Below are 21,535 nucleotides of genomic sequence, written 5' to 3'. Positions count from 1 at the left end.
TGGTTGGCTCCGGGCATGAAGTCGATCGTGTACTCCGAGACCGGACCCGCCCCCACCGTGCTGCAGCTCGTCGACCGCGACCTGCCCGAACCCGCCGCCGGCGAGGTGCGGGTGCGCGTCGTGTTCTCGGGCGTCAACCCCACCGACTGGAAGTCCCGCGCGGGCGGCGGGCCCGGCGAATCGCTGCCGTTCCCCGAGGTCACGCCCAACCAGGACGGCTCGGGCGTCGTCGACGCCGTCGGCGAGGGCGTCACCGGCCTCTCGGTCGGCGACCGCGTCTGGACCTACCTCTCGGCCCACCAGCGCCCCACCGGCACCGCGCAGGAGTTCACCGTCCTGCCCGCGTCCCGCGTCGTCCCGCTGCCCGACGGCGTCGGCCTGGACGTCGGTGCGAGCCTCGGCGTCCCCGCCATGACCGCCCACCGCGCGCTCACCGTGTGGGAGGACGGCCCGAGCCGCCTGACCCCCGGCAGCCTCGACGGCGCCGTCGTCCTCGTCGCCGGAGGCGCGGGTGCGGTCGGTCACGCCGCCATCCAGCTCGCCCGCTGGGCGGGGGCCACCGTCGTCACGACCATCAGCAGCGACGAGAAGGCCGCCCTGGCCACGGCCGCCGGCGCCCACCACGTCGTCAACTACCGCACGGACGACGCCGCCGCCCGCATCCGCGAGATCGCCCCCGCCGGCGTCGACGTCGTCGTCGAGGTCGCGATCTCGCAGAACGCCGACCTGCTGGCCGACGTCGTCGCCCACCGCGCCTCCGTGGCGATCTACGCCGACAACGGCGGCGACACGACGACCATCCCGATCCGGGCGAACATGATCACGAACACCCGGTTCCAGTTCGTCCTGCTCTACACCGTGGGCGAGGAGGCGCTGCAGGCCGCCGTCGAGGACGTCACCGCGGCCCTGCGCGACGGCGTGCTGCCGGTCGGCGAGGCCGCCGGCCTGCCGCTGCACACCTTCCCGCTCGCCGACACGGCCGCCGCCCACGAAGCCGTCGAGGGCGACGTGGTCGGCAAGGTGCTGATCGAGGTCTCCGCCGAGTAGACGACGGGCGCCGCATAGTCCGGCGCCGCGTCGACGACGGGCTCCGCATGGCCCGGCGCCGCCTCGACGGACGCGGGGCGGCGCGGGCGGCGCTGGCTAGGCTCGCGGGGTGACCGACGCCACCAGCCGACCCGCGCCTCCTGCCCCTCCCGTCCCGCTCAGCCCCGTGCAGGCCGACGCCGTCCGTCACGGCGCGCTGCCGCCCGTGGAGGAGGTCCGGCACGGCGTCTGGTCGGTCGCGTTCGAGTTCGGCGACGGCGTCGACGACCACTCGCTGGGCTACGTCGTCGAGGGCTCCGACGGCGCCCTGACGGTCATCGACCCCGGGTGGGGAGTCGAGGCCAACCTCGACCGCCTCGAGAGCGCCCTCGCCGACGTCGACCACTCGCTGGCCGACGTCGACCTGATCGCCGTGACCCACCTGCACGCCGACCACCTGGGCGGAGCCGAGGCGCTGCGTCGGGCCTCCGGCGCCCGGATCGCCCTGCACGCCGCCGAGCAGCGCGCGCTGGGCGAACGGCCGTCCGACGCCGCGGCCGCCGACACCGACATCGCCCGGTGGGGCGCGCCCCGGGACGACCAGGAGGCGCTGGTCGCGTCGTGGGGGTCGGGTCGCCACCTGCCCGTGCTCACCGCCGACCTGCTGCTCGGCGACGGCGACGTGCTGCCCGTCGCGGGACGGCTGCTGCGGGCGGTGCACACCCCGGGCCACACGGCGGGCCACCTCTGCTTCGTCGAGCCCGAGCAGCGACTCGTCTTCACGGGCGACCACGTGCTGCCGCGGATCAACCCCGGCATCGGCCTCGGCGGGCGCACGGGAGAGAACCCGCTGACCGACTACCTCGCCTCGCTCGACCGCATGGTGGCGCTCGACGTCGCCGGCCCCGACGCCCTCGAGGTGTGCCCCGGCCACGAGTACCGCTTCGTCGGCCTCCGCGCACGGGCCGAGGCCCTGATCGCGCACCGCGCCGACCGCAGCCGTGACGCGGCCGCCGCCCTGGACGCGCTCGACCGGCCGACGGTGTGGCAGGTCGCCGAGCGGATGTCGTGGAGCGGCGGCATCGCCTCGTTGCACGGCTACCGGCTCGGCTCGGCCCTCGCACAGACCGAGTGGCACGTGCAGGACCTCGGCCGCGCCGACGAGCTGCGCGCCGCCTGACACCCGCCCGAGGACGTGGCGAGGTGACCGGCCTAGTGTCGAGCGCGGCCCCGGGGGACGCACCGCGCCTCCTGCCCGGACCGCCACCACGACCGAGGAGAGACATGAGCACGACCACGACCACGACCCCCACCCGCACCGCCCTCGTCCTGGGCGGTGGCGGCATCACCGGCATCGCCTGGGAGCTCGGCGTGCTGTCGAGGTTGCTCGAGGCGGGCGTGCCCGTGGACGAGGCCGACCTCGTCGTCGGCACCTCGGCCGGATCGGTCGTCGGGACGATGGTGCGGCTCGGCCGCGTGGACGAGGGCCTGCGGGAGCAATTCGAGGCCGTGACCGAGCTTCCGTCGGGCTCGATCGACCCCGAGGTGTTCCAGCAGACCCTCGGGCAGGCCCTCGCCGGGGCGACCGACCAGCAGGAGGCGCGGGCCCGCATCGGCGCCCTGGCGCGCGAGACGCCCGTGGTCGCGGACGAACCCGAACTCGTCACGGCCATGCGGGAGCGCTTCGGAGGCGTGGCCTGGCCCGACGCCGCCCTGACCGTCTGCACCGTGGACGCCACCGACGGCTCGTTCCGTCCGCTGGACGCGGGCTCGGGCGTCGACCTGTACCGGGCCGTGGCCGCGAGCTGCTCGGTGCCCGTCGTCTGGCCCACCGTCGACGTCGACGGCCGCCCGACCATGGACGGCGGCGTGCGCTCGGGCACCAACGCCGACCTCGCCGACGACTACGACCGGGTGCTCGTGCTGTCGTGCGGACCCGAGCTCGACGTCTCGCCGCTCGGGCCCACGCTGCCGCAGGTCGTCGAGGCGCGCCGCACCGCCGGCCGGGACGTCCTGGTCGTCCAGGCGGACGCCGAGTCCCTGCAGGCGTTCGGCACCGACGTCCTCGCGACGACCACCCGCCGCCCCGCGGCGGAGGCCGGCCGCCGACAGGCCGAGGCCGTGCTCGACGACGTCCGAGCCTTCTGGGCGGGCGGGGTCGCCTGACCGGCGACGCGCAGACCGCGGGGGCGGTGGGCCGGTACCCTCGGGAAGTGACCACCGCCTCCTCCCCGCTCCGCATCGCCCTCGTGTCGTTGCACACGTCTCCCGGTGCCGAGCCCGGGTCGGGCGACGTCGGCGGCATGAACGTCGTCGTCCGCAACCAGGCCGAGGCGCTCGGCGCCGCGGGCCACGAGGTCGAGATCCTGACCCGCCGGTCCTCGCCCGACGAGCCGGCGAGCCTGGTCCTCGCCCCCGGCGTCACGCTGCGGTTCCTCGACGCCGGCCCGGCCGAACCGGTCACGAAGGGGCGCAACGAGCTCTACGTCGACGAGTTCCGCGACCGGCTCGCCGAGCTCGGCCCGTGGGACGTCGTCCACTCGCACCACTGGTTCTCGGGCATGGCCGCGCTTCCCGTGGCCCGTGCCCTCGGCGTGCCCCACCTGCAGAGCTTCCACTCGATCGCCGCCCACGACTCCACCCCCCTCTCACACGGCGAACGCGCCGAGTCCCCCGGCAGGATCGCCGGCGAAGAACGGCTCGCCCGCGAGTCCGACGCCGTCGTCGCGATCAGCCACGCCGAGGCCGGGACCGTCACCTCCCGTCTCGGCGGCTCGCCCGACCGCGTCCACGTCGTGCTGCCGGGCGTCGACGGCGAGCTCTTCCACCCGGCCGAGGCGGGCCGGACCGCCCCGGGCCGCCCGTACGTCGTCGTGGCGGGGCGACTCGAACCGCTCAAGGCACCCGACCTCGCCCTGCGCGCGGTGGCGGCGGTCCCCGCCGAGGTGCGCCCCGACCTCGTCATCGCCGGAGGCGCCTCGACCGAGTTCGCCGGGTACGAGTCCGAGTTGAGCGCCCTGAGCGACGACCTCGACCTCACCGTGCACTTCCTGGGCCCGCGGTCACGGCCCGGCCTCGCCGCACTGCTGCGCGACGCAGCCCTCGTGCTCGTGCCCTCCCACTCCGAGACCTACGGGCTCATCGCTCTCGAGGCCGCGGCCAGCGGGGTCCCGGTGATCGCCGCGGCGTCGGGCGGCCTCCGCGAATCGGTGGTCGACGGCGTCACGGGCATCGTGCTGCCGCAGCGCGACCCGCAGGCCTGGGCCCGGGCGATGACGCAGGTGCTCGCGGACGCCGGGCTGCGCGACCGGCTCTCGCGCGCCTCCCGGTCCCACGCCCTCGACCACCCGTGGTCGCGTTCGGCCGACGACCTCGTGGGCGTCTACTGCGGGTCGCTCGCCCGCCAGGGGTCGCCCTGCGCCGCGGCCTCGGCCTGACCCCTCCCGGCGCCACCAGCCCGTTGACGGGGGCCGGGCCTAGGCTCGGGTCGTCCCGCGACGGCGCGCCGCCGCGCGCCCGTGCCGACCCACCAGCTCGCCCGACCACCCCAGGAGGCCACCGATGACCGACGACACCCTGCTCCAGACCCTCATCGAACAAGAAGAGCGCCTCGTCTTCCGGCGGTTCACCCTCGACGTCGCCCTCGACCTGGGCGCGCACCTCCTGGCCGAGGCCCGACGCCGCGACCTCGCCGTCGCGGTCACCGTGCGGCACGGTCGGCAGCGGGCGTTCCACGCGGCCCTGCCCGGAAGCAGCCTCGACAACGACGAGTGGCTCGACCGCAAGGCCCGCGTGGTCGAGCGCTACGGGCAGGGTTCGTACCGGGTGGGCGAGTCGTTCCGGGTGCAGGGCGGCACGTTCGACGAGAAGTCGCGCCTCGACACCGGCCTCTACGCGGCGCACGGCGGGCTGTTCCCCGTGCGGGTCACGGGCGTCGGCGTCGTCGGCTCGGCCGGCGTCTCCGGCCTGCCGCAGGCCGACGACCACGCGTTCGTCGTCGACGTGATCGAGGACTTCCTCGACCACGGCTACGACGCCTGAGCCCACCGCCCGAGCATCACGTGGACGACCCGACCGCAGGAGGCGCGGTGCCGGCCCCCGAGTCCCCGTCCGACGACGAGGCGGCCGCCTCGCTCCGTGCCCTCGTCGAGCAGGCGACCGACGACCTGGCCGCGCGCGGGGCGCGCACCGAGGCCCTCGCCCGCCACAAGCCCGCCCGGCGCATCGTCGTGGTGAAGACCGCCGAGTCGCTCGAGCCCGCCGGGCGCGCCTGGCGACTCGGCGTGCTGCTGCTCGGCACCGACGGCCGCGTCTTCGAGACCGGACGCATCACCCGGGCGGTCACGCCGACCCGTTCCCAGCACCTGTCCGCCCAGGTCGAGCAGCGCAAGGCCGAACGGCGGGCGGCCGTGCGCGGCCACTTCGCCGAGGGCGAGGTCGTCAACTACGGGTACGAGCCGGTGGACCTGTCGACCGCGGCGTTGCAGGGCGGCGAGCAGCGCCTCCTCGTCCGCGACGGGCACGCCCTCGTGCGGTGGGGCACGGCGACCGGCGAGGTCCGCGATCTCGCCGCGTACCTCGCCGATCGGGCCGAACTGCTCTAGCGCGCGGTCCCCCGCGAGGGCGACGCAACGGACGCGGTCGTCGTCGCGGGCTCGTCAGGCTCGGTGGGGTCGACGATCTGGGCGGGCTCTGCGTCGAGGAAGGGCAGGTCGCCGAGGTCGATGTTCGGGTTGGCGTCCTGCGTCTCGACGAGCTCGTGCGCCTCGGCCTCGGTGGCCACGCTCGGCATCGAGCCGGGCAGCGGGCGCTGCGACGACTCCTTCATGAACCACACCGCGACGGCTCCGACCAGCGAGGTCGCCATCAGGAAGAACGCCGGCACGAGCTCGTTGCCGGTCGCCTGCAGCAGCGCCTGGATGATCAGGGGCGTCGTCCCGCCGAACACGGCGATCGCGACGTTGTACGACACGCCCATCGCGCCGTAGCGGCTCGCGGTCGGGAAGAGCGCGGGCAGCGACGACGCCTGGCTCGACACCCAGAGCGCGACGCTCACGGCGAGCAGCGACAGCCCGGCGAGGGTCGTCGCGATGCTGCCGACGCCGATCAGGAGGAACGCGGGCAGGGCGAGCAGCAGCACCGATGCGGCACCGAGCCACATGACGGGACGTCGACCGATGCGGTCGCTGAGGCGCCCGGCGACGGGCAGCAGCAGGGCGAGCAGCACGAGCACCGGGATGGTCAGCAGCGTGCCGTGCAGCGGGTCGTAGCCGAGCGAGTCGGTCAGGTAGGTCGGCATGTAGCTGGTCAGCGCGTAGCCGACGGTGTTGGAGGCGGCGACGAGGCCGATCGCGATGACGATCGGACGCCAGTGCTGCCGGACGAGGGCGAGGGTGTTGCGCGGACGGCCCTGCGCGTCGGCGATCTCGCCGACCTTGTTCTCTTGAGCGTCCTGTGTCGCCTGGAACGCGGGCGATTCCTCGATCTTCAGGCGGAAGTAGATGGCGACGACGCCGAGCACGCCGGCCAGCAGGAAGGGCAGCCGCCAGGCCCAGTCGAGCATCTGCTGCTCGGTGGTCAGCAGCTGCAGCACCGACACGACCGCGGCGCCGAGCGCGAAGCCCAGGTAGCTGCCGAGGTCGAGGATGCTCGCGAAGAACCCGCGCCGTTTGTCGGGTGCGTACTCGCTGACGAACGTCGTCGCCCCGGCGTACTCACCACCGGTCGAGAAGCCCTGCAGCAGCTTGAGCACGACGAGGGCGATCGGGGCGAGGGCGCCGATCGCGGCGAAGTCGGGCAGCACGCCGATCAGGAAGGTCGCGCCCGCCATCAGGATGAGCGTGGTCGCGAGCACCTTCTGACGTCCGACCCGGTCGCCGAGGCGGCCGAAGACGACCCCGCCGAGCGGACGCGCGACGTAGGTCGAGGCGAAGACGCCGAGGCTGAAGAGGATCTGCAGCGACGGGTCGGCCTCGGGCAGGAAGACCCGGCCCATCGTGACGGCGAGGTAGCCGTAGACGCCGACGTCGTACCACTCCATGGTGTTGCCGACGACGGTGCCGCCGATGGCGCGCTTCATCATCGCCGGGTCGACGACGGTGACGTCGTCGACGCGCAGACGCCGCGGGCGCCTCCGTCCGGAGGCGCGGGTCGGGCGGTCGGGACGGGTCTCGCGGGCAGGGGTGGGTGGGGTTCCCATGAACGACGTTCCTCTGGATCTCGGGCGCCGGTCGCAGGGACGGGCGCCGCGGCGATCGAGCTGCGGAGGGGCGGTGCCCGGCTGCCGCGGCCCGAGTGGTCGGGTCGACGGCGGGCAACGCTACCGGCATGTCGGCGGCGGATTGCCAGGGCATTCGGAGGGAGGCACACCCACCGCCCAGCCGACGCGGGACGAACTGCCGAGCGGATCGCCTATCCTCGACGACGACTTCCGTGCCGGTCGCCGCCCGCTGATCGCCACCCCACCCGACCCTCAGGAGGCCCGCCGTGCGCCGCGTGCTGATCGCCGTCTCCGTCGTGTTCGGCGTGGGGCTCGTCGCCTTCGTCGTCGCCGTCGCGATGGTCGTCTCGGCGCTCACGGCGCCCCGAGACGAGGACGTCACGGCGATCACGTCGACGCCCGTGCCGGCCTGCCCCGAGGTCGACCCGGTGATGGTCGGCGACATCGAGGTGCCGGCCGGGCCGGTCGCGGGGTACTGCCAGGACCGGCTGGTGAACGCCGCGTACATCATGCTGGCCGCCCGGGCGCAGGGCATCGGGGAACACACCCAGGCCATCGGGGTGATGACCGCCATGGGTGAGTCGAGCCTCCGCAACATCGACTACGGCGACGCCGTCGGGCCCGACAGCCGAGGGCTCTTCCAGCAACGGGACAACGGCCAGTGGGGCACCTACGAGCAGCGGATGGACCCCTACACGGCGGCGACCAGCTTCTTCACGAAGCTCGTGGCCATCCCGGGCTGGAAGGACCTCACCCCGACCCAGGCGGCGCACGCCGTCCAGGTCAACGCCGACCCCGACCACTACACGAAGTGGTTCCCCGACGCCGAGGTGGTCGTGGCGGCGCTGTCGAGCTGAGCCGCGCCTCCTCGGGTCGGGGCCGGTCGGCCGGTCGGGGCCCGTCGGGGCCCGTCGGAGCCGGTCGGGGCCCGTCGGGGCCGACCGTGACTACTTGGCGCGGCGGCCGATGCTGCTACGGTCGCGCCAGGCGCCCGTCGACCAGAGCGACAGCAGGACGAGCAGCGGCTGGAAGACCAGGCGGAAGGCGCGCCTGCCGTCGGTGTCGAGGCCGAACGCGTCGGTGTGCGTGACGAGCTGCGAGATGTTGCCGGGGAAGATCGCGGTGAAGAACGCCGCGGCGACCCAGCCGACGGTCACGCGGTGCTTGGGGGCGACGACGAGGGCCGCGCCGATGCCGATCTCGACGACGCCGGAGGCGAGCACGACGAAGTCGTCGTCGAGCGGCAGCCACTCCGGTACCTGGGCCTGGAACGGCTCGCGGGCGAACGTGAGGTGGCTCGTGCCGGCGAAGACCAGGGCGCCACCGAGGGCGATGCGGCCCAGGGTGCGGGCGAGGGACGTGGGGCGGGGGCGGGGTCGTCTGGACATCCGTCCAGTCTCCTCCTGTCGGGGCCCTCGTCCCTACCAGCCCATCGTGCCCGGTGCGCCCTTGAACGGACCGACCAGGTTCGCGGTGATCCAGCCGCCGTAGAAGTCGCCCTCCTGCGCCTGGACCACCTCGCCGTCGATCTCGCAGGAGTCCATGGCGCCCGGGTACAGCGCGACGTGGTGGACGAGGGACTCGTAGCCGGGCCAGGGCTCGGCGTAGGACCAGCCGGCGCGGCGCGCGACGACTCCCCCGCCGGTCACGTCGAGGTAGCCGGCCTGGCCCTTGAACTCGCAGAGGCTGCGTCCCTCGGCGCGCGACAGGGCTCCTGCGGCGAAGTCCGAGCGGGGCAGGTAGTAGACGGGCGGGTGGCTCGTCTCGAGCACGCGGATCGCGGCCGTCGTGTCGGCCACCACGACTCCGCCGAGACGGACGACGACGCGCTCGGTGCGGGGCTCGACGCGCGGCGGGCGGGGGTAGTCCCACACGGACTCCTGCCCGGGACCGGGCTCGACGCGGACGGGGTGGGACGGACGGGAGGGGCGGCGGAAGGCGGGCATGGCCTCATGATGCGCCGCGGGGCTGGGACGCCGCACCGGGTCGCCCGAGAGCGCACGGACCTGCCGTCGGGCGACCGATCGCGATGGCCGGACGAGCCCCGACTCCACCACGAGGCTGATCCCCGACGGCCGATCCGCACCTACCCCCGCTGGACGATCGACTGACGGCCGCCCTCGTGCCGCTGTGCCATGGGAGCGACGACGGCTTCCCAGAGGATCTCGTCGTCGACGACCGTCGACGTGGGTACGAGCCCGAGCCGACGGGCCACCCGAGCTGACGCCTCGTGGTCGGGGTGGACGTAGGCCTGAAGGCGCCCGACACCCAGCGAGGTCAGCCACGTCACGACGACTGTCGCCGCCTCCCCGGCGAGACCGCGACCCTGTTCCGAGGCCGTGACCAGCCACGCGAGATCAGCGACGAGGTCAGCGCCCTCGCGGGTGAGCGTCGCCTGGACGAATCCGACGGCCGGCCCACCGCCAGCAGATCGGATGATCCAGTTCAGCCACCCGGCACGTCCCTCTTCGGACTGACCCGTCGACTGACGGCGGTAACGCGCTTCGAGTTCCCATCGACACGCGGTGGCTACCCGCTCGTCGCCTCATCCGTGGCGGCACGGGAGAGGGGATAGGCGCGGTCCAGGCGGGGGCTGAGGACGACGAGGAACAAGAACATCGACAGCAACCACCCGGCGATCCAGTAGGCGGGAATCGAGAAGATCACGACGTTCGGCGCGACGTCGGTGGCGACTGCGACGACCACGGTGATCGTGAAGAGCACGCCCACGCCGTAGTACAGGGCTCGGAAGCCCTCCTCGACCCGGCCTCGCCGATCCTGCTGGCGAGTCGTCCGCTCGTCGAGAGCGGTGACCGAGCGGCCGTAGTCGTCCTCGGTGACGGTGACGAAGAGGTCACGGACTGGTACGCCGAAGGCCTTCGCCACCCGCGACAGCGTGTCGAGGCTCCCGTCATTGCCCGCCTCGAGCCTCTGGACGGTGCGGACGGTCACGCCGCTCGCGTCTGCGAGGCGTTCCTGGGTCCAACCCATCTGGGTCCGGAGATCGACGATCCGTGTCTCGTTCATGCACCTCACACTAAGAACGACCAGCCCCGAGGTCCACGACACGGACCCGACAAACAGCCGACACCCTCACGACAGAACACCTCGGGGCCCCAGTCCCGATCATCACCTCCACCGCAGCAGACCTCGGTCTCAGATGGGGTCCGATGAACGACCGTCCATCCGGACGGCTGGCCGCCCGGTCAGAGCTGCACGTGAGCCAGTCAGCTGTCGAGCGCAAGGACCCAGAGGGCCAGTACGACACCGGTCACTACGAGCAACCCGATTCCGGACCAGAACCACGGAGCGCTCGGACCGCGTTCCGCCCTGGCCCCCGCGATGCCGTCTCGGCGAACGGCCATCACACAGGCGCGTCCGATCAGCCCGAGTCCCCCGAGGGCGACGATCACGAGCCCCGACCAGGTCCACCACGAGAACTGCATGTGATGAGGATGGCCCAGACGACCAACTCCTGTGCGCGGGCCACTTACCGGCAGCCACCTCGCCGACCGCGTGCCGCCCCATGGAAGGATCGCCCCGTGACCGACACCGACTCGACGCCACCGCTCACGCTGACACCCGGCGGGTCCCCTCGAGCGCAGGCCCTCCTCGACCGGTGGAATGTCCAATGGCAGGGCGTGCTGCCCTGGCGGTGGGCACCCCGAGAAGCGCGGCCGGAGGCATGGGTGCGCTTCCACACGCTGACAGAGGGCAGGCAACAGATTCGTCACCGTCGTGATGCCCGGGCGGTCCGCCGTCGCTTCCGACGAATCGTCCGCGCTGTCGAGCAACTGACGGATCTGCCCGCCATGGTGATCGTGTTTGCCGACGACCCTCGGCCCGGGCCCTTGCGCGATCGGGCGCTGTCAGTTCTTCCCCACCTCGAATCATGGGTCACCGACCCGCCCATGGATTTCGGGACCGACGTGGACTGGCAAGACTCCGACCGGGATGAGGACGGGGAAGACGAGGACGGGAAGGAGTGGCCGCTGCCGACGCACTCGTTCACGACAGGCCCAGTCGAGGATCGCCTCCTCGACGCCTTGGTCATGCTCGTCCACGAACAAGACGACGACCTCATCCTCTTGGCCGAGGACCTGAGCTGGGCGATCAGTGCTTACGACGGCGGCGTCGACGTCGTCTTGTGCGACCCAGACGACGCTGCGACCCTCGCCGATTGGCTTGCACCCTGGCTTCCTCCCAGCGACTGGCCGGGCGCATACTCATGGAGCCGAAGCGCGACAACGCGCGAGATGCGTCAAGGCTTGGGTGTCGTCGACTTCGACGACGAAGACGGGAACGAGCAAGAGGGCCATGTCGGAGAGGACACGACGCCGACGTGACCGGTAGGTCACCCTTGTGCGGGCAGAAGCTCCCGCCCCGACGGCGAGAAGACCCGACGGTGGACCACAATCGAGGCATGGTCGATACTCGAGGTGACGCGTGGTCCGAGTTGTCGAGACTCATCGCCACCTCGCCCCTGAATGTGATGGTGTGCCCACCACACGACGCCTCAGCCACCGCGGCGACACTGGGACTTGGCACAGGCTCTTTTCTCGGCGCGTTCGCTCGCAACACTTCTGGCGTCATCGTGGACGACGGGTGGCTGCGCCTCCTCGGAGGTAGTTCCAGCGCCGATGGCCTGCCTGGTCTCGACCAGGCCAGTGCCGCCACCACGGGGCTGCTGGTGATTGCGATCGACGTATTGGGCGGCGTCTTCGCCCTGGACGGGGGTGCCCTCGGCACAGGCAACGGCTCCGTCCACCACTTCTCGGTCGACTCATTGAGTTGGGAGGACCTCGAGTTGGGCCACGCGGCCTTTGTGACCAGGATGCTCGCTGGTGCGACCACGAGCTTCTACGAGTCCCTCCGGTGGCCGGGGTGGCAGGCCGACATCGCCACACTGCAGCCGAGGCAAGGCTTGTCTCTCTACCCTTATCCGTTCACGGCAGAGGGAAAGGACGTCAGCAGCGCCAGCAAGCGGGCCGTGCCCATGGCGGAGTTGCTCGCCGTGCACAACGACATCGCCACTCAGTTCGGAACCGATCGCGGCGTCCAAGCGACGTGGCCCTGAATCGTCCCCACCGTGCCGGAAACCGATCATCCATCGGGCACACGACGGCCCCGTGCTTGCCCGGCAAAGCAACTAAGACTGCACGAACCAAGCGACCATGCAAACCAGCCCCACAACAGCGATAGAGACCGTGAGCACAGCAGAGCGGATGCGACGCTCTTTCGACATCGCCTTGCCACCACTGACATGAGCGGCCGTGACCACGTTCATCCCAACGGCGATTACAACGCATACGAGCCCGATCGCAAGGAGGAGGCCTGCGGGTGCCATGGCACTCATCTTGCCCTCCTACCTCGCGTGACCTCGCGTGTCCGTCCTCGTTCCATCTGCTTCTAGCTCACCTCATCGGCGCATAGCCCGGCAGGCGATCCCCTTTTGAGACTCCGCCACGATACGGGTAGCCGGCTTTGTTCCTTGGCGTGGCTCCCTCGACATGGCATGGTCGCGACCATGGAGATCATCGACGACGTTGAGCGGGCCGCGTGGCTGGGGCGCCGAATGCAACGGGAGCACAGCTGGGCACGGGTCGGTGGGGTCGCCGGATACGACTTCGAGGCCTACGCGCGCATCCTCCACCCCCGACCAACCGGGAATGGCGCCTGGGAACGCCGCCGCTGGGCTGACGTCGCGTCCGCCGCCGGCAAGGTCATGCACCCGCTCGTGCAATGGGAACGACTGCTCGGCCACGACGAACCTCGCGGTGGGACAAGTGACGTCGGGTTCCTCGACCCTCAGATCCTCGCCGCCCTTGCGCCGCTGCTCGGCGCCGCGACCACCACGCCCGACGACGCCGTTGCCGCGTACTGGGCAGGCGGCTCGGGCCACGGCCTCAGGGCCGGTGCGACAGCGTTCATCGACCGCTACGACTACGTCCTCGCCCAGACGAGCACGGCAGAGCTCGCCGAACCCGGCTGGGGCCGGGCAATAGGTCACCGCTCCGATGAGCCGCTGCAGCTGCTCTGGCCCGAGGACCACGCCTGGGTGCTCGCCACCGAGATCGACTGGGACTCCACGATCGTCGCCGGCTCAAAAGCGCTCGTCGATGCGGTCCTCACCGAGGGCCGTTTCGAGGCCTACCCCGTCGACCAGGACTCCGACCTCTCCTGGGACGGCGACACCATCAACCGACCCGCGACCTAAGACCCACAGAGCGATCCCCTATCGGATTACCCGACGGGCATTCTGCGGCTGCTCATCTCTGCGCCTGCCATTCTCAGCAGGTGCTGGGCAGTGTTGCCATCGTGTCGTTGGGCTTTTTCGTGTGGTCCATTGTTCGAATGGTTCAAGTTCGCAGGTCCCGAGCAGCCGGCCAAACGCCAGACAAGAAGTTCGTTCAAGACAGCAGGATCGTCCTAGCCCTGTCTGCCCTGGCGGTGATCGCAACGTTTTTCGTCGGCATGGTGTTGCTGCCTCGTTCTCAAAGTCGACTCTCGTTACAGCCACCGATCATCTCTCGGGACGGCTCGAGCGAGGTCGCCACAGCTCACTGGCATGATCGTTGTGTGCATGCCGAACCCCCTGTCATTGAGCGACTCAAGCACGCTTTCTTGTGGCGAGGTGATCGAACAGACTCTGTTTCTCGGGCCGATGTCACGCGGTGGTGGCGCGATGCCGACACGCTCAACGAACTGGGGCCAGGTCTGGCACAGCTCTTCCCTGACGCTTCACCGACCGTCGTCATGGGGACCGAATCAAGAGGCAGTCTGCTCGGGGTCCTCACTGCACAGCACCTTCACACCGGCTTCGCCGAGGTGCGAAAGAATCCTGAAAGAGCAGCGGACAGCGACGCCTGGTGGGAGACCGTCACGGGCCCCGACTACCAAGATCGGAACCTCCACCTCGGAGTGCGCCGGGCCCTTCTGAAAGCCGGCGACAGGGTGCTCTTCGTCGACGACTGGATCGCGACGGGGGCACAGGCCCAAGCCTGCCACCGCCTGGTCAAGATGAGCGGCGCGTCGTGGGTCGGGGCAGCGATTGTCGTAGACGGCCTCGAAAGGACATCTCTTCGTCGATCCCTCACGCTTCGTTCACTGCTATCGGTTCGGGACCTCTAGCCCGGCCTCGTCCGGCCCGTAAAACGATCCCCTGTCGGGCAAATGACCTCAAGGTTCGGGCGCACAACGTCGACAGCCAATCCCGGCATGCCGCCAAACGGCGTTGGCTCCGCCATCATGGGCGGAGCCAACTCCCTCAACGTAGAGCCCATGCCGAAGCAACTGATGACCTATCCAACTGAGGTCGTCCGATGCTACAGACACCTATTCCAGGTAGACGACGTACCGAAAGGCGCGTCGCCGGCGCCACGAACATCGTGTCCGGCTTCATCTTGCGCCGGCAGGTCTGGCGCAAAAAGAAACCCGATGCCGACCGCTGACCGATCCCCTATCGGACACGCTCTGGAGTCGAGTCATCGAGGATGCGAGGCAAATTCGAGGGTGCTAACGCGGCCGGTGGCCACGCCGGCGCTAGGGTCAGGGCATGAACGACGCCGACCGCGAATTGCTCCGCCGTGCTGAGGCGGAGGTGGCAGCGCTCCCCCACCGTCACTCCCTCGCTGACTCGTCTGCCTGGTCGGAAGGCGGCCGCGACGCCGAGTCCGAGCCGACCGGTCGGGCTCGATTGCTCGCCCCGCTGACCCTCATCGTCTGCTTCGTCACGGCCTGCGCCGAGGGTTCGTGGCTCTGGTTCTCCGCCGCAGAGTGGACCTCAATGGTCTGGTTCGCCGTGCCATTCCTGCTGGTCGCCTCGATTGTGCTCGCGCTCATCGCCGGCGCGCTAGGCGGCCGCACTGGCCGATGGGCCGGCGTCTGTGGTGGCATCGCGATCGTACCGCCCGTGTGTTTCGTGGTGTCGCTTCCCCTGGCGCTTTTCACGTAGGCCGCTGCGGCTTGCGCCGCGGCAGCCCGTCGGCCTCCCGGTAGCCGACCGTCTATCGGGCACCGACCGGTGTGACGAAAAGGTCAGACGGGATGCAAATTCGGTTGGCTGAGAGAGGGTTGCATCTAAGAACGCCCCAGAAGGAGACGACCATGAGCCTGACGATTCTCGAAGATCGAAAGATTTGGGGGTTCATACCTCGTGAGATCACATACCTGGGTGCGACCGCGGCCGGCCTCTGCACCGGATTGCTCGTCTTCGCTGCGTTGGTCACGGGCATGTGGATCTTCTGGCTCGGCGTAGGGGCAGGCGCCATCTCCGGCGCCATGCTCCTCAAGGTCACTTTTTACCTGCGAGCCCTCCCTTACGAGGCCTACGAAGATCCAACCCCACCAGAGGTATCCAACTAAGCAACGCGGCCGGTGGCCGATCCCCTATCGGGCGGCGAACGCGAACGCGCGGCCAAGCCGTTGACAGCCCTGCACTACGGTTCAAATCATGGAGACTGTTCCGCTCGTCATCACCATCATCGGCGCTCTCGTCGTCGTGGCGGGTTTCGCCTACGCCTCGAAGCTCAGGAAACGGGGAAGGGTCCAAGTAGGGAGCCGCTCCTTCCTCACCATGACGATCATGATCGGATTGGGGACCGGAATTCTCGTAGCTGGCGTCGGCGCCGCGCTGAGCTGACTCGCAAGCGCCCAAGCCGATGGTCGATCCCCCAATCGGGCATCTAATTCAGGGACGAGCACCTTTGAGGAGCCGGATAACGCCCACCCCGACTGCACCGGCGCCGCTGATCCACAGCAGTCCGACAAGAGCCCAGCCCGGGAGTCCTACCCGGCCCATCGGCTCACCGAGGTCGTGACTCGTGAACCTCATGAAGAGGCCGATGCCGATGAAGAAAAGGCCCAAGCAGATGGCGATGATTGCTTCCTCATACGGCGTTGCCTGCGGCGCCTTTGACACACATCCTCCTCGTTCGTGAGCCAGAGCCTAACCGGGCTCGTTTCCGGACGCGCGATTCCTAGGGGTGACGTGGGAACCATAGATCATCATCGACCAGGCATTGGACCGACTCTCACTTCGAGTCAGTAAGCGGTCGGTCACCGATCACCGGTGGAGGCTAGCCGCTCACCCGCAGCTACAGGGCGCCGGGTGTCTCGAGAAGTCAATCCGACACTGATCTCGATGGCCGATCCCCTCACGGGCAGCCCATCACGGGCGAGGGATAGACGGCTCTCGTCACTACGGGCCGTATATCAAGGTGATGATCACGGAGCTCAGCACGATTTCGGCCACACCACTGCAAGCTGCAATGGCGGCCCAGATAGAACGAGCGCCCGAGCCGAGCGACTTGCTTAACAACGCGCTTAAGAAGCCCGCAAAGCTGAAAACTACGACAGCGAAGAGAAAGACCGTGCCGTCCGACTGGCCGCGAAAGAAACTGACACCGTTGAGACCGGACACGGGCACCAGTAGAAAAGCCAGAAACGAGAGAGAGATGAAGGCGACAGTCAGCCAAGGAATCGCACGCTTCGTCTCGGTCATGGGGTCACGCTAATGCTGCCGCTTTCGCAATCATCGGGACAGTCGCGTCCGCCCTCGTCGTCAAAGTGCAGCCCCTGATCCATGGCACCGCTGAGGGATCGCCTACCGGGCAGAGGACTTGTGCACCGGTGAAAAGCAGCCGCAGGCCCGCCTTGACCGTCCACACCGCATCCTGAAAGGTAGATCGATGACTCCTACGATGAAAGACATCCTGCTGGCAGTGATCGTCGGTGTCGCTTTCCTGCTGATTGCACTCGGGCTCCAGCTGTCGATGCCCACTCTTGCTTTCCTCCCGGTGGCCACCTTCCTAATCTTTCTCACTGCCCGCCTCGTTCGCAGACACAGGGCAACAAGCGGCAGGGGGTAGACGCTGCCGTGTTGGACAGACAAACAGCAAGGGCGTACCGCTCGACTGCCAGCCAGAGTCTCCGTCCCCATCCACCCAGAAACCGATCCTCTAGTGACACAGAGTCAGACGTGCTGCGCGAAGCAATCGAAGGGCAGGGTTCGTTCACGGCCCTCGATGGTGGTCATCGTCCAGCGGCGCATTTTCCTTGGGCTTGTCCTCGACGACAGTGATGCCGGGATTCCAGCCGTGCCCCGTCCACCAATTGCGAAGCGCAATTCCCAACGAGCAACCTATGGGCCCTGATGCAAGGACCATGAAAGGTCCCTCAAGCCAGAAAAGCAAGACGACGCCGATTAGGACCCCCAAGCCGCAAGGAAGATAGATCCTCCCGGGCGACGTGGGCTTCATGGCCTCAACGTATCGGCCGCGCGACTGGCAGCGTCGGCATCGTGCCAGCTATGTCGCCATGATCGATCGTCTATCGGGCAGTGCACGTTTGTTCCGCGCGGCACGAAATGATGGTGGCATGTCCACCCCCGAGCAACTCGTGCCGACCGTCCGTCGTGCGGATCCCACCGGAAGTGACGCAGCGCAGGTAGGAAAGCTCGTCGCCGACTACCTCATCCAGACCGAGCGGGAAAAGGCCGAGCACCTAGACGGCGCCCACGGTCCGACGCCATTGCCTGAGAAGTACCGCCATGAGGTCGACGAGCCTTGCTCCGCGTATGCCTCTGCCGACGTGTACGTGGCTGAGTTGCAGGGCCACCTAGTCGGCGTCGCTGTGGTCCTTGGCGACCAGGACGCGGACGAACTGAAGAGAGTGTGGGTCGATCCAGCTGCTCGCGGAACTGGCGCAGGATCCGCACTCCTCAACGCAGCGCTGACACGTGACGAGCAGCGCCCGCTCCGGCTGACAGTGTGGAGGTGGCGCGATGACGCGATCAGGCTCTACTCCCGACGCGGCTTTCAAGCCGTTGCCTCATGGGACCCGCGTCCTGACCTGATCTGCATGGAACGACGAACCTGACCCGACCTCGCAAGCATTCCAGGCACGGATCGCCTAACGGGACACCGCTCCCACGCCTCATGGTTGGATCGGCCTATGCCGCAGGGAAAGCCATCAGAACCGCGAACCGAGAAGCAAAATATCGGGACGATGGTCTTCGGTCTGGGGCTCGGGGCTTTTGGCGCGGCCTGGCTCATCTTCAACCCCGATTGGTCGGACATCACGTTTCGAGGTTTACCGGTCTGGTTGGTCGGCCTATTGCTCATTGGGCCTTCGTGCGTTCTGTTCGTGATTGGACTACGGGGCTTCCTTGCCAACAAGCCGTAGTTGCGGCGATGTTCACACCTGGATAGCTCGAAGGAGTCACGCACAGACCCCTGAGTAATGGCTTAGCCGAGGCCAGCGGTAGGGGGATCGTCTATCGGGCACCACGGTCGTTTCCGGCGCGCGACCGCGGTCACTGACGGATGTCGTCCTGAGCGACGAAGGAACCTTTTGGGGGTCGACCGTGAACAGGTACAGACGCATGCTCGCTTGGATTCTTGGACCCGTTGCCATCTTGTTCCTCGCCTTTACGATTTTCGCCGCCGCCACGGGCTTCGTCTCGTGGTTGCCCCCTCTAATCGCGACGATCTGCCTAATCGGCGGTGGCACGGTCATTTGGATCAATCTCGGCAAAGCGCCCCGGTAGCGAGTCCTACCGGTCTGCTGATCGATCGGCTAACGGGCGGACGCGGGTTAGTAGCTAATGGCGCAGTCGGTGAATCCGGTCATGCCAAGGAAAGCCGCGCAACAGGCGATCGAGTGGACGGAGGCGGACGGGTTCAGGCCGGTGCTCGGACTGGGGAGGATCGCCACGATGATCGACGTCGTTCACCGAGTCGGCGGGCCTTAGCGCTCTCGCGTCAGCCTCGGAAAACCACCCGCGTTCCTCTAACATGACGACCTCCGTCGGTTCCGAGAAGCATCCCAGCGGAATGCTTCGCAGTCAACGATCGTCTAGTGAGACGGGTGCACGGTCTTAGCAGCGGGGCCAAGCACGTAAGGGAGAAAGTGCAGCTGACGGGGACGCAGCCGATGCACCCCGTCCCGGTACGAGCCGCCGACGACAGCGCCGCCAACGTCCAGTAGGTCACACGTACGCCACGTGCTGCGAACGGTCCCACCTCTGACCACGAACTGCGTCACAACGCGGAGCGCCTCGACCAGACCGTCATCGCCGTCACCGCCCAGATCCCACCAGCCGAAGTCCTTACCGCTGACGACGACCGAGTCGTCCTTGATCACCAGGACCTCGAAAGGCAGGGCCCCGTGCCGGCGCGGGGTCACGGTCAGGACACGGTCGAACTCGGCCTGAACGGTCGAGACTTTGACGTCACCAGCCTCCCCGACAGTCGCGATGACCCGAGCAACGAACCCGTCGAGACTGCCAGGCTCGAGGCGTTCGGTCAAAAGATGGTCCGCAAGCAGGAACCAGGCCTCCGCAAAGTCAGCCTCGTCCCAACCGAGCTCCCACCGCCGGGCTGGCACTCTTGAGGTCGGGGCGATGTCGATCACCAGCCCGTCAGCCGCGACGACCGAGAACGGGCCCACGTGAAGCATCGGCGGTGTCGAACTGCCTGACCCGAGGGATTTTGACCGGACGGCGCTACCGAACTCTTCACGGGCGCGAGTGGCGAAGACGTCGAACCGCTTGGTGACGTCATCGGGGACCGGTGCCATGCGATCATCCTGCGGCATCAAGACCCAGCCGGCCATCAATTCAGGCTCATGCCGAGTCAGTAGCCGGTTCCCTATCGGGCGCCGTTCACGAGTGCGTTTTAGCGATCGACCAGGTGCGCCATTCGGGGCGGTCCTAGTCGAAGGACGAGCGACTCCGAGAACCAGTGCATCCAGACCGCTTCGACATCCTGGGCAGTGACGACGCCGGCCATGAGAAGCATGCGAACCAGATCAACCGCCTCCATCTCGTACTCATCCAACGGAGCGCCTTCGGGCGAACCAGGCTCGAGACCGTACGGATCTACATCGCTGAGAACAGCCAAGACACCAGCGAGAGTCGTCTTGTAGGTAGCTGTCCTCGCTCTCACACCTCAATGATGCCTGGGGCGGCCTCGACCGCTGACCGATCCCCTAAAGGGCATTAGCGTTCTGCTATGACGCCTGTGGTTTTCGTCCTAGTTGCAATTGGCTTCGCCGGATTCGGGTCGGCTGTCATCTACGAACAGGTTCAGCACCGCAAGACGGGCGGAAGACCCTTCGAGGGACGCAAAGCCATTGTCTTCCCGTGGATCGTCACTTCTTGGCTAGTCTTCGGCGTCGGATTCGTCATCCTCGTCGTAAACGAGAACTAAAGACCTGCCCGCCGACCGTCAACCGAGCGGCTATCGGGCATCTCCGGCGACGTCCTAGCCTGGTCGAATGACCAACCACAGCGCACCGGCCACGGGACGCCGGTCTGTCTGGACAGTAGAACATCTCTACACGGCGACCGTCTCTAGCTATGAAGAGGTCGAATTCCCTCGCGTGTTCGGTGTCTACTCGACAGAAGAACGAGCGAACGAGGCCCGCGAGAGGGCCCGGCTCCAGCTCGGCTTTGACGGCCGCCTCGGGCCGGTGGACGCCCAGGAGGAGCTCACGGTGTACCGGTACGGCCTCGACGACGTCGCATGGCGTGGAGGCTTCTTCTCTTATGACGCTGAGGGCCGAGAGGGATGAAGGTCTACTCCGTGACACACCTCCGCCCCCGAGGGCAGAACACCGAGTGGCCATTGGTCAACCTCAAACAGATCGGCTACTTCACCTCCGAGAATGAGGCACGACGCGCAATCAGGAGCCTCCGCCTCGATCCCGGCTTCCGCCGGTTCCTCGACCAGTTCCGCATCGACATCGTCGAAGTGGACGTCGACCTGTACGAGAAGGGCTTCAACCACGAGGACGACCGAGGACTTGTGCCGGTCGACTGACGCCACTACAGGGATCGCCCGATGGTCGATCCCCTATCAGGCAGTCAGAAACGATCGTTCATGGAGCAAGCAGAAACATGCTCATCCATAAACCTGCTTGACCGACAATTTTCGTATGTCGATTAATTCTTGGGGCGAGTCGCTTGGGCCTGTCTTCTGATCGGTCTTGCCACCGGAGTCGCTGTACTCGGTCGAGCCATTGATGTCCATGGCTGGCGACACGANGTGGTGCATGATTGCCAACTAGGCCACAAGCCAAGGGGAGTCATGTCTCGACGCGTTCGACTTATCGTTGCCCTGCTTGCCCTCGTGGCAAGCACCTTCGGACTGAGCGCGTGCAGTAGGGACACCTTCGAAGAGCGATTTGCCTCACAACTGCTCATTGCGAGTGACATTGGTCTCGACGACTCCGACTCCGTTGCTGCAGTTTCCGGCACGGGAGGCGGCCCAACGCCAACAACACTGA

Annotated in this window: 24 protein-coding genes and 1 pseudogene; 17 read left to right on the top strand and 8 right to left on the bottom strand. The window is 68.3% G+C overall.

Features of this window, described 5'->3' with window-relative positions; translation table 11 throughout:
• Window positions 1-15 precede the first annotated feature (15 nt).
• From ASL10_RS04875 to ASL10_RS04850, 6 genes are all read left to right on the top strand, one after another.
• Window positions 16-1,047 carry an NADPH:quinone reductase gene (locus ASL10_RS04875; RefSeq protein WP_056044968.1) on the top strand — a complete coding sequence of 344 codons (1,032 nt, stop codon included), beginning with the start codon at window positions 16-18 and terminating at the stop codon, window positions 1,045-1,047.
• Window positions 1,048-1,156: 109 nt separating this feature from the next.
• A complete protein-coding gene (locus ASL10_RS04870; protein ID WP_082460204.1) occupies window positions 1,157-2,206 on the top strand; it encodes an MBL fold metallo-hydrolase in 1,050 nt (349 codons plus the stop codon).
• Window positions 2,207-2,310: 104 nt separating this feature from the next.
• A complete protein-coding gene (locus tag ASL10_RS04865; RefSeq protein ID WP_056044964.1) occupies window positions 2,311-3,192 on the top strand; it encodes a patatin-like phospholipase family protein in 882 nt (293 codons plus the stop codon).
• A 47-nt stretch (window positions 3,193-3,239) separates the two neighbouring features.
• Window positions 3,240-4,463: a glycosyltransferase gene (locus tag ASL10_RS04860; protein WP_056044962.1), complete on the top strand. Its 1,224-nt coding sequence runs from the start codon at window positions 3,240-3,242 to the stop codon at window positions 4,461-4,463.
• A 124-nt stretch (window positions 4,464-4,587) separates the two neighbouring features.
• A complete protein-coding gene (locus ASL10_RS04855; RefSeq protein WP_056044960.1) occupies window positions 4,588-5,067 on the top strand; it encodes a heme-degrading domain-containing protein in 480 nt (159 codons plus the stop codon).
• Window positions 5,068-5,087: 20 nt separating this feature from the next.
• Window positions 5,088-5,630 (top strand): hypothetical protein, encoded by a 543-nt coding sequence (locus ASL10_RS04850; protein ID WP_082460203.1) that lies wholly within the window; start codon window positions 5,088-5,090, stop codon window positions 5,628-5,630.
• On the opposite strand, the gene ASL10_RS04845 is transcribed toward ASL10_RS04850, so the two are convergent.
• The gene (locus tag ASL10_RS04845) at window positions 5,627-7,225 is read right to left on the bottom strand and encodes an MFS transporter (protein WP_056044958.1); all 1,599 of its coding nucleotides are present in this window, start codon (window positions 7,223-7,225) and stop codon (window positions 5,627-5,629) included. The genes ASL10_RS04850 and ASL10_RS04845 overlap by 4 nt on opposite strands.
• A 287-nt stretch (window positions 7,226-7,512) precedes the next feature.
• Here ASL10_RS04845 and ASL10_RS04840 point away from each other — a divergent pair, with 287 nt between their 5' ends.
• Complete coding sequence (locus tag ASL10_RS04840; RefSeq protein ID WP_056044955.1) at window positions 7,513-8,103, top strand: hypothetical protein; 591 nt, start codon at window positions 7,513-7,515, stop codon at window positions 8,101-8,103.
• Between the two features lie 90 nt (window positions 8,104-8,193).
• Here ASL10_RS04840 and ASL10_RS04835 read toward each other — a convergent pair whose 3' ends face one another.
• The 5 genes and pseudogenes from ASL10_RS04835 to ASL10_RS04815 all read right to left on the bottom strand — a co-directional run bounded on the left by ASL10_RS04835 (window position 8,194) and on the right by ASL10_RS04815 (window position 10,692).
• Window positions 8,194-8,634 (bottom strand): hypothetical protein, encoded by a 441-nt coding sequence (locus ASL10_RS04835; RefSeq protein ID WP_056044953.1) that lies wholly within the window; start codon window positions 8,632-8,634, stop codon window positions 8,194-8,196.
• A 33-nt stretch (window positions 8,635-8,667) separates the two neighbouring features.
• Window positions 8,668-9,192 (bottom strand): DUF427 domain-containing protein, encoded by a 525-nt coding sequence (locus ASL10_RS04830; protein ID WP_056044950.1) that lies wholly within the window; start codon window positions 9,190-9,192, stop codon window positions 8,668-8,670.
• A gap of 140 nt (window positions 9,193-9,332) precedes the next feature.
• Window positions 9,333-9,743 (bottom strand): annotated as a pseudogene (locus ASL10_RS04825) (GNAT family N-acetyltransferase); the annotation flags it as partial.
• A gap of 32 nt (window positions 9,744-9,775) precedes the next feature.
• Window positions 9,776-10,273, bottom strand: a complete 498-nt coding sequence (locus ASL10_RS04820) for a helix-turn-helix transcriptional regulator (protein ID WP_056044948.1) — start codon at window positions 10,271-10,273, stop codon at window positions 9,776-9,778.
• A 200-nt stretch (window positions 10,274-10,473) separates the two neighbouring features.
• Entirely contained in the window at window positions 10,474-10,692 is a 219-nt protein-coding gene (locus ASL10_RS04815) for a hypothetical protein (protein WP_056044946.1), read from the bottom strand.
• 96 nt (window positions 10,693-10,788) lie between these two features.
• On the opposite strand from ASL10_RS04815, the gene ASL10_RS15950 reads away from it, so the two are divergent.
• The 7 genes from ASL10_RS15950 (at window position 10,789) to ASL10_RS04780 (ending at window position 15,887) form a co-directional block, all read left to right on the top strand.
• Window positions 10,789-11,592, top strand: coding sequence for a hypothetical protein (locus ASL10_RS15950; protein WP_157485300.1), 804 nt, complete (start codon window positions 10,789-10,791; stop codon window positions 11,590-11,592).
• Window positions 11,593-11,669: 77 nt separating this feature from the next.
• Window positions 11,670-12,323 (top strand): DUF2625 family protein, encoded by a 654-nt coding sequence (locus ASL10_RS15535; protein ID WP_162234597.1) that lies wholly within the window; start codon window positions 11,670-11,672, stop codon window positions 12,321-12,323.
• Window positions 12,324-12,773: 450 nt separating this feature from the next.
• Window positions 12,774-13,463: a hypothetical protein gene (locus tag ASL10_RS04800; RefSeq protein WP_157485298.1), complete on the top strand. Its 690-nt coding sequence runs from the start codon at window positions 12,774-12,776 to the stop codon at window positions 13,461-13,463.
• Between the two features lie 137 nt (window positions 13,464-13,600).
• Window positions 13,601-14,377 carry a phosphoribosyltransferase family protein gene (locus ASL10_RS16645; protein WP_369794398.1) on the top strand — a complete coding sequence of 259 codons (777 nt, stop codon included), beginning with the start codon at window positions 13,601-13,603 and terminating at the stop codon, window positions 14,375-14,377.
• Window positions 14,378-14,801: 424 nt separating this feature from the next.
• Entirely contained in the window at window positions 14,802-15,200 is a 399-nt protein-coding gene (locus ASL10_RS04790; RefSeq protein WP_056044940.1) for a hypothetical protein, read from the top strand.
• Window positions 15,201-15,352: 152 nt separating this feature from the next.
• Entirely contained in the window at window positions 15,353-15,610 is a 258-nt protein-coding gene (locus ASL10_RS04785) for a hypothetical protein (RefSeq protein WP_157485296.1), read from the top strand.
• Window positions 15,611-15,698: 88 nt separating this feature from the next.
• A complete protein-coding gene (locus ASL10_RS04780) occupies window positions 15,699-15,887 on the top strand; it encodes a hypothetical protein (protein WP_056044937.1) in 189 nt (62 codons plus the stop codon).
• 558 nt (window positions 15,888-16,445) lie between these two features.
• Here ASL10_RS04780 and ASL10_RS04770 read toward each other — a convergent pair.
• Window positions 16,446-16,748 carry a hypothetical protein gene (locus ASL10_RS04770; RefSeq protein WP_056044933.1) on the bottom strand — a complete coding sequence of 101 codons (303 nt, stop codon included), beginning with the start codon at window positions 16,746-16,748 and terminating at the stop codon, window positions 16,446-16,448.
• An 875-nt stretch (window positions 16,749-17,623) separates the two neighbouring features.
• Here ASL10_RS04770 and ASL10_RS04765 point away from each other — a divergent pair.
• Window positions 17,624-18,124, top strand: coding sequence for a GNAT family N-acetyltransferase (locus tag ASL10_RS04765; protein WP_056044931.1), 501 nt, complete (start codon window positions 17,624-17,626; stop codon window positions 18,122-18,124).
• Between the two features lie 978 nt (window positions 18,125-19,102).
• On the opposite strand, the gene ASL10_RS04760 is transcribed toward ASL10_RS04765, so the two are convergent.
• On the bottom strand, window positions 19,103-19,861 hold the full coding sequence (locus ASL10_RS04760) for a hypothetical protein (RefSeq protein ID WP_157485292.1): 759 nt from the start codon (window positions 19,859-19,861) through the stop codon (window positions 19,103-19,105).
• A 663-nt stretch (window positions 19,862-20,524) separates the two neighbouring features.
• On the opposite strand from ASL10_RS04760, the gene ASL10_RS15945 reads away from it, so the two are divergent.
• Window positions 20,525-20,821, top strand: a complete 297-nt coding sequence (locus tag ASL10_RS15945) for a hypothetical protein (protein WP_157485290.1) — start codon at window positions 20,525-20,527, stop codon at window positions 20,819-20,821.
• A gap of 11 nt (window positions 20,822-20,832) precedes the next feature.
• Window positions 20,833-21,069, top strand: a complete 237-nt coding sequence (locus ASL10_RS04745) for a hypothetical protein (protein ID WP_157485288.1) — start codon at window positions 20,833-20,835, stop codon at window positions 21,067-21,069.
• Window positions 21,070-21,535: the final 466 nt, after the last annotated feature.

The sequence above is a fragment of the Frigoribacterium sp. Leaf8 genome (genome assembly GCF_001421165.1).
Lineage (GTDB): Bacteria > Actinomycetota > Actinomycetes > Actinomycetales > Microbacteriaceae > Frigoribacterium.
Note: the sequence above shows the minus strand (reverse complement) of the source record. Positions and strands in the feature narration are given on the sequence as shown.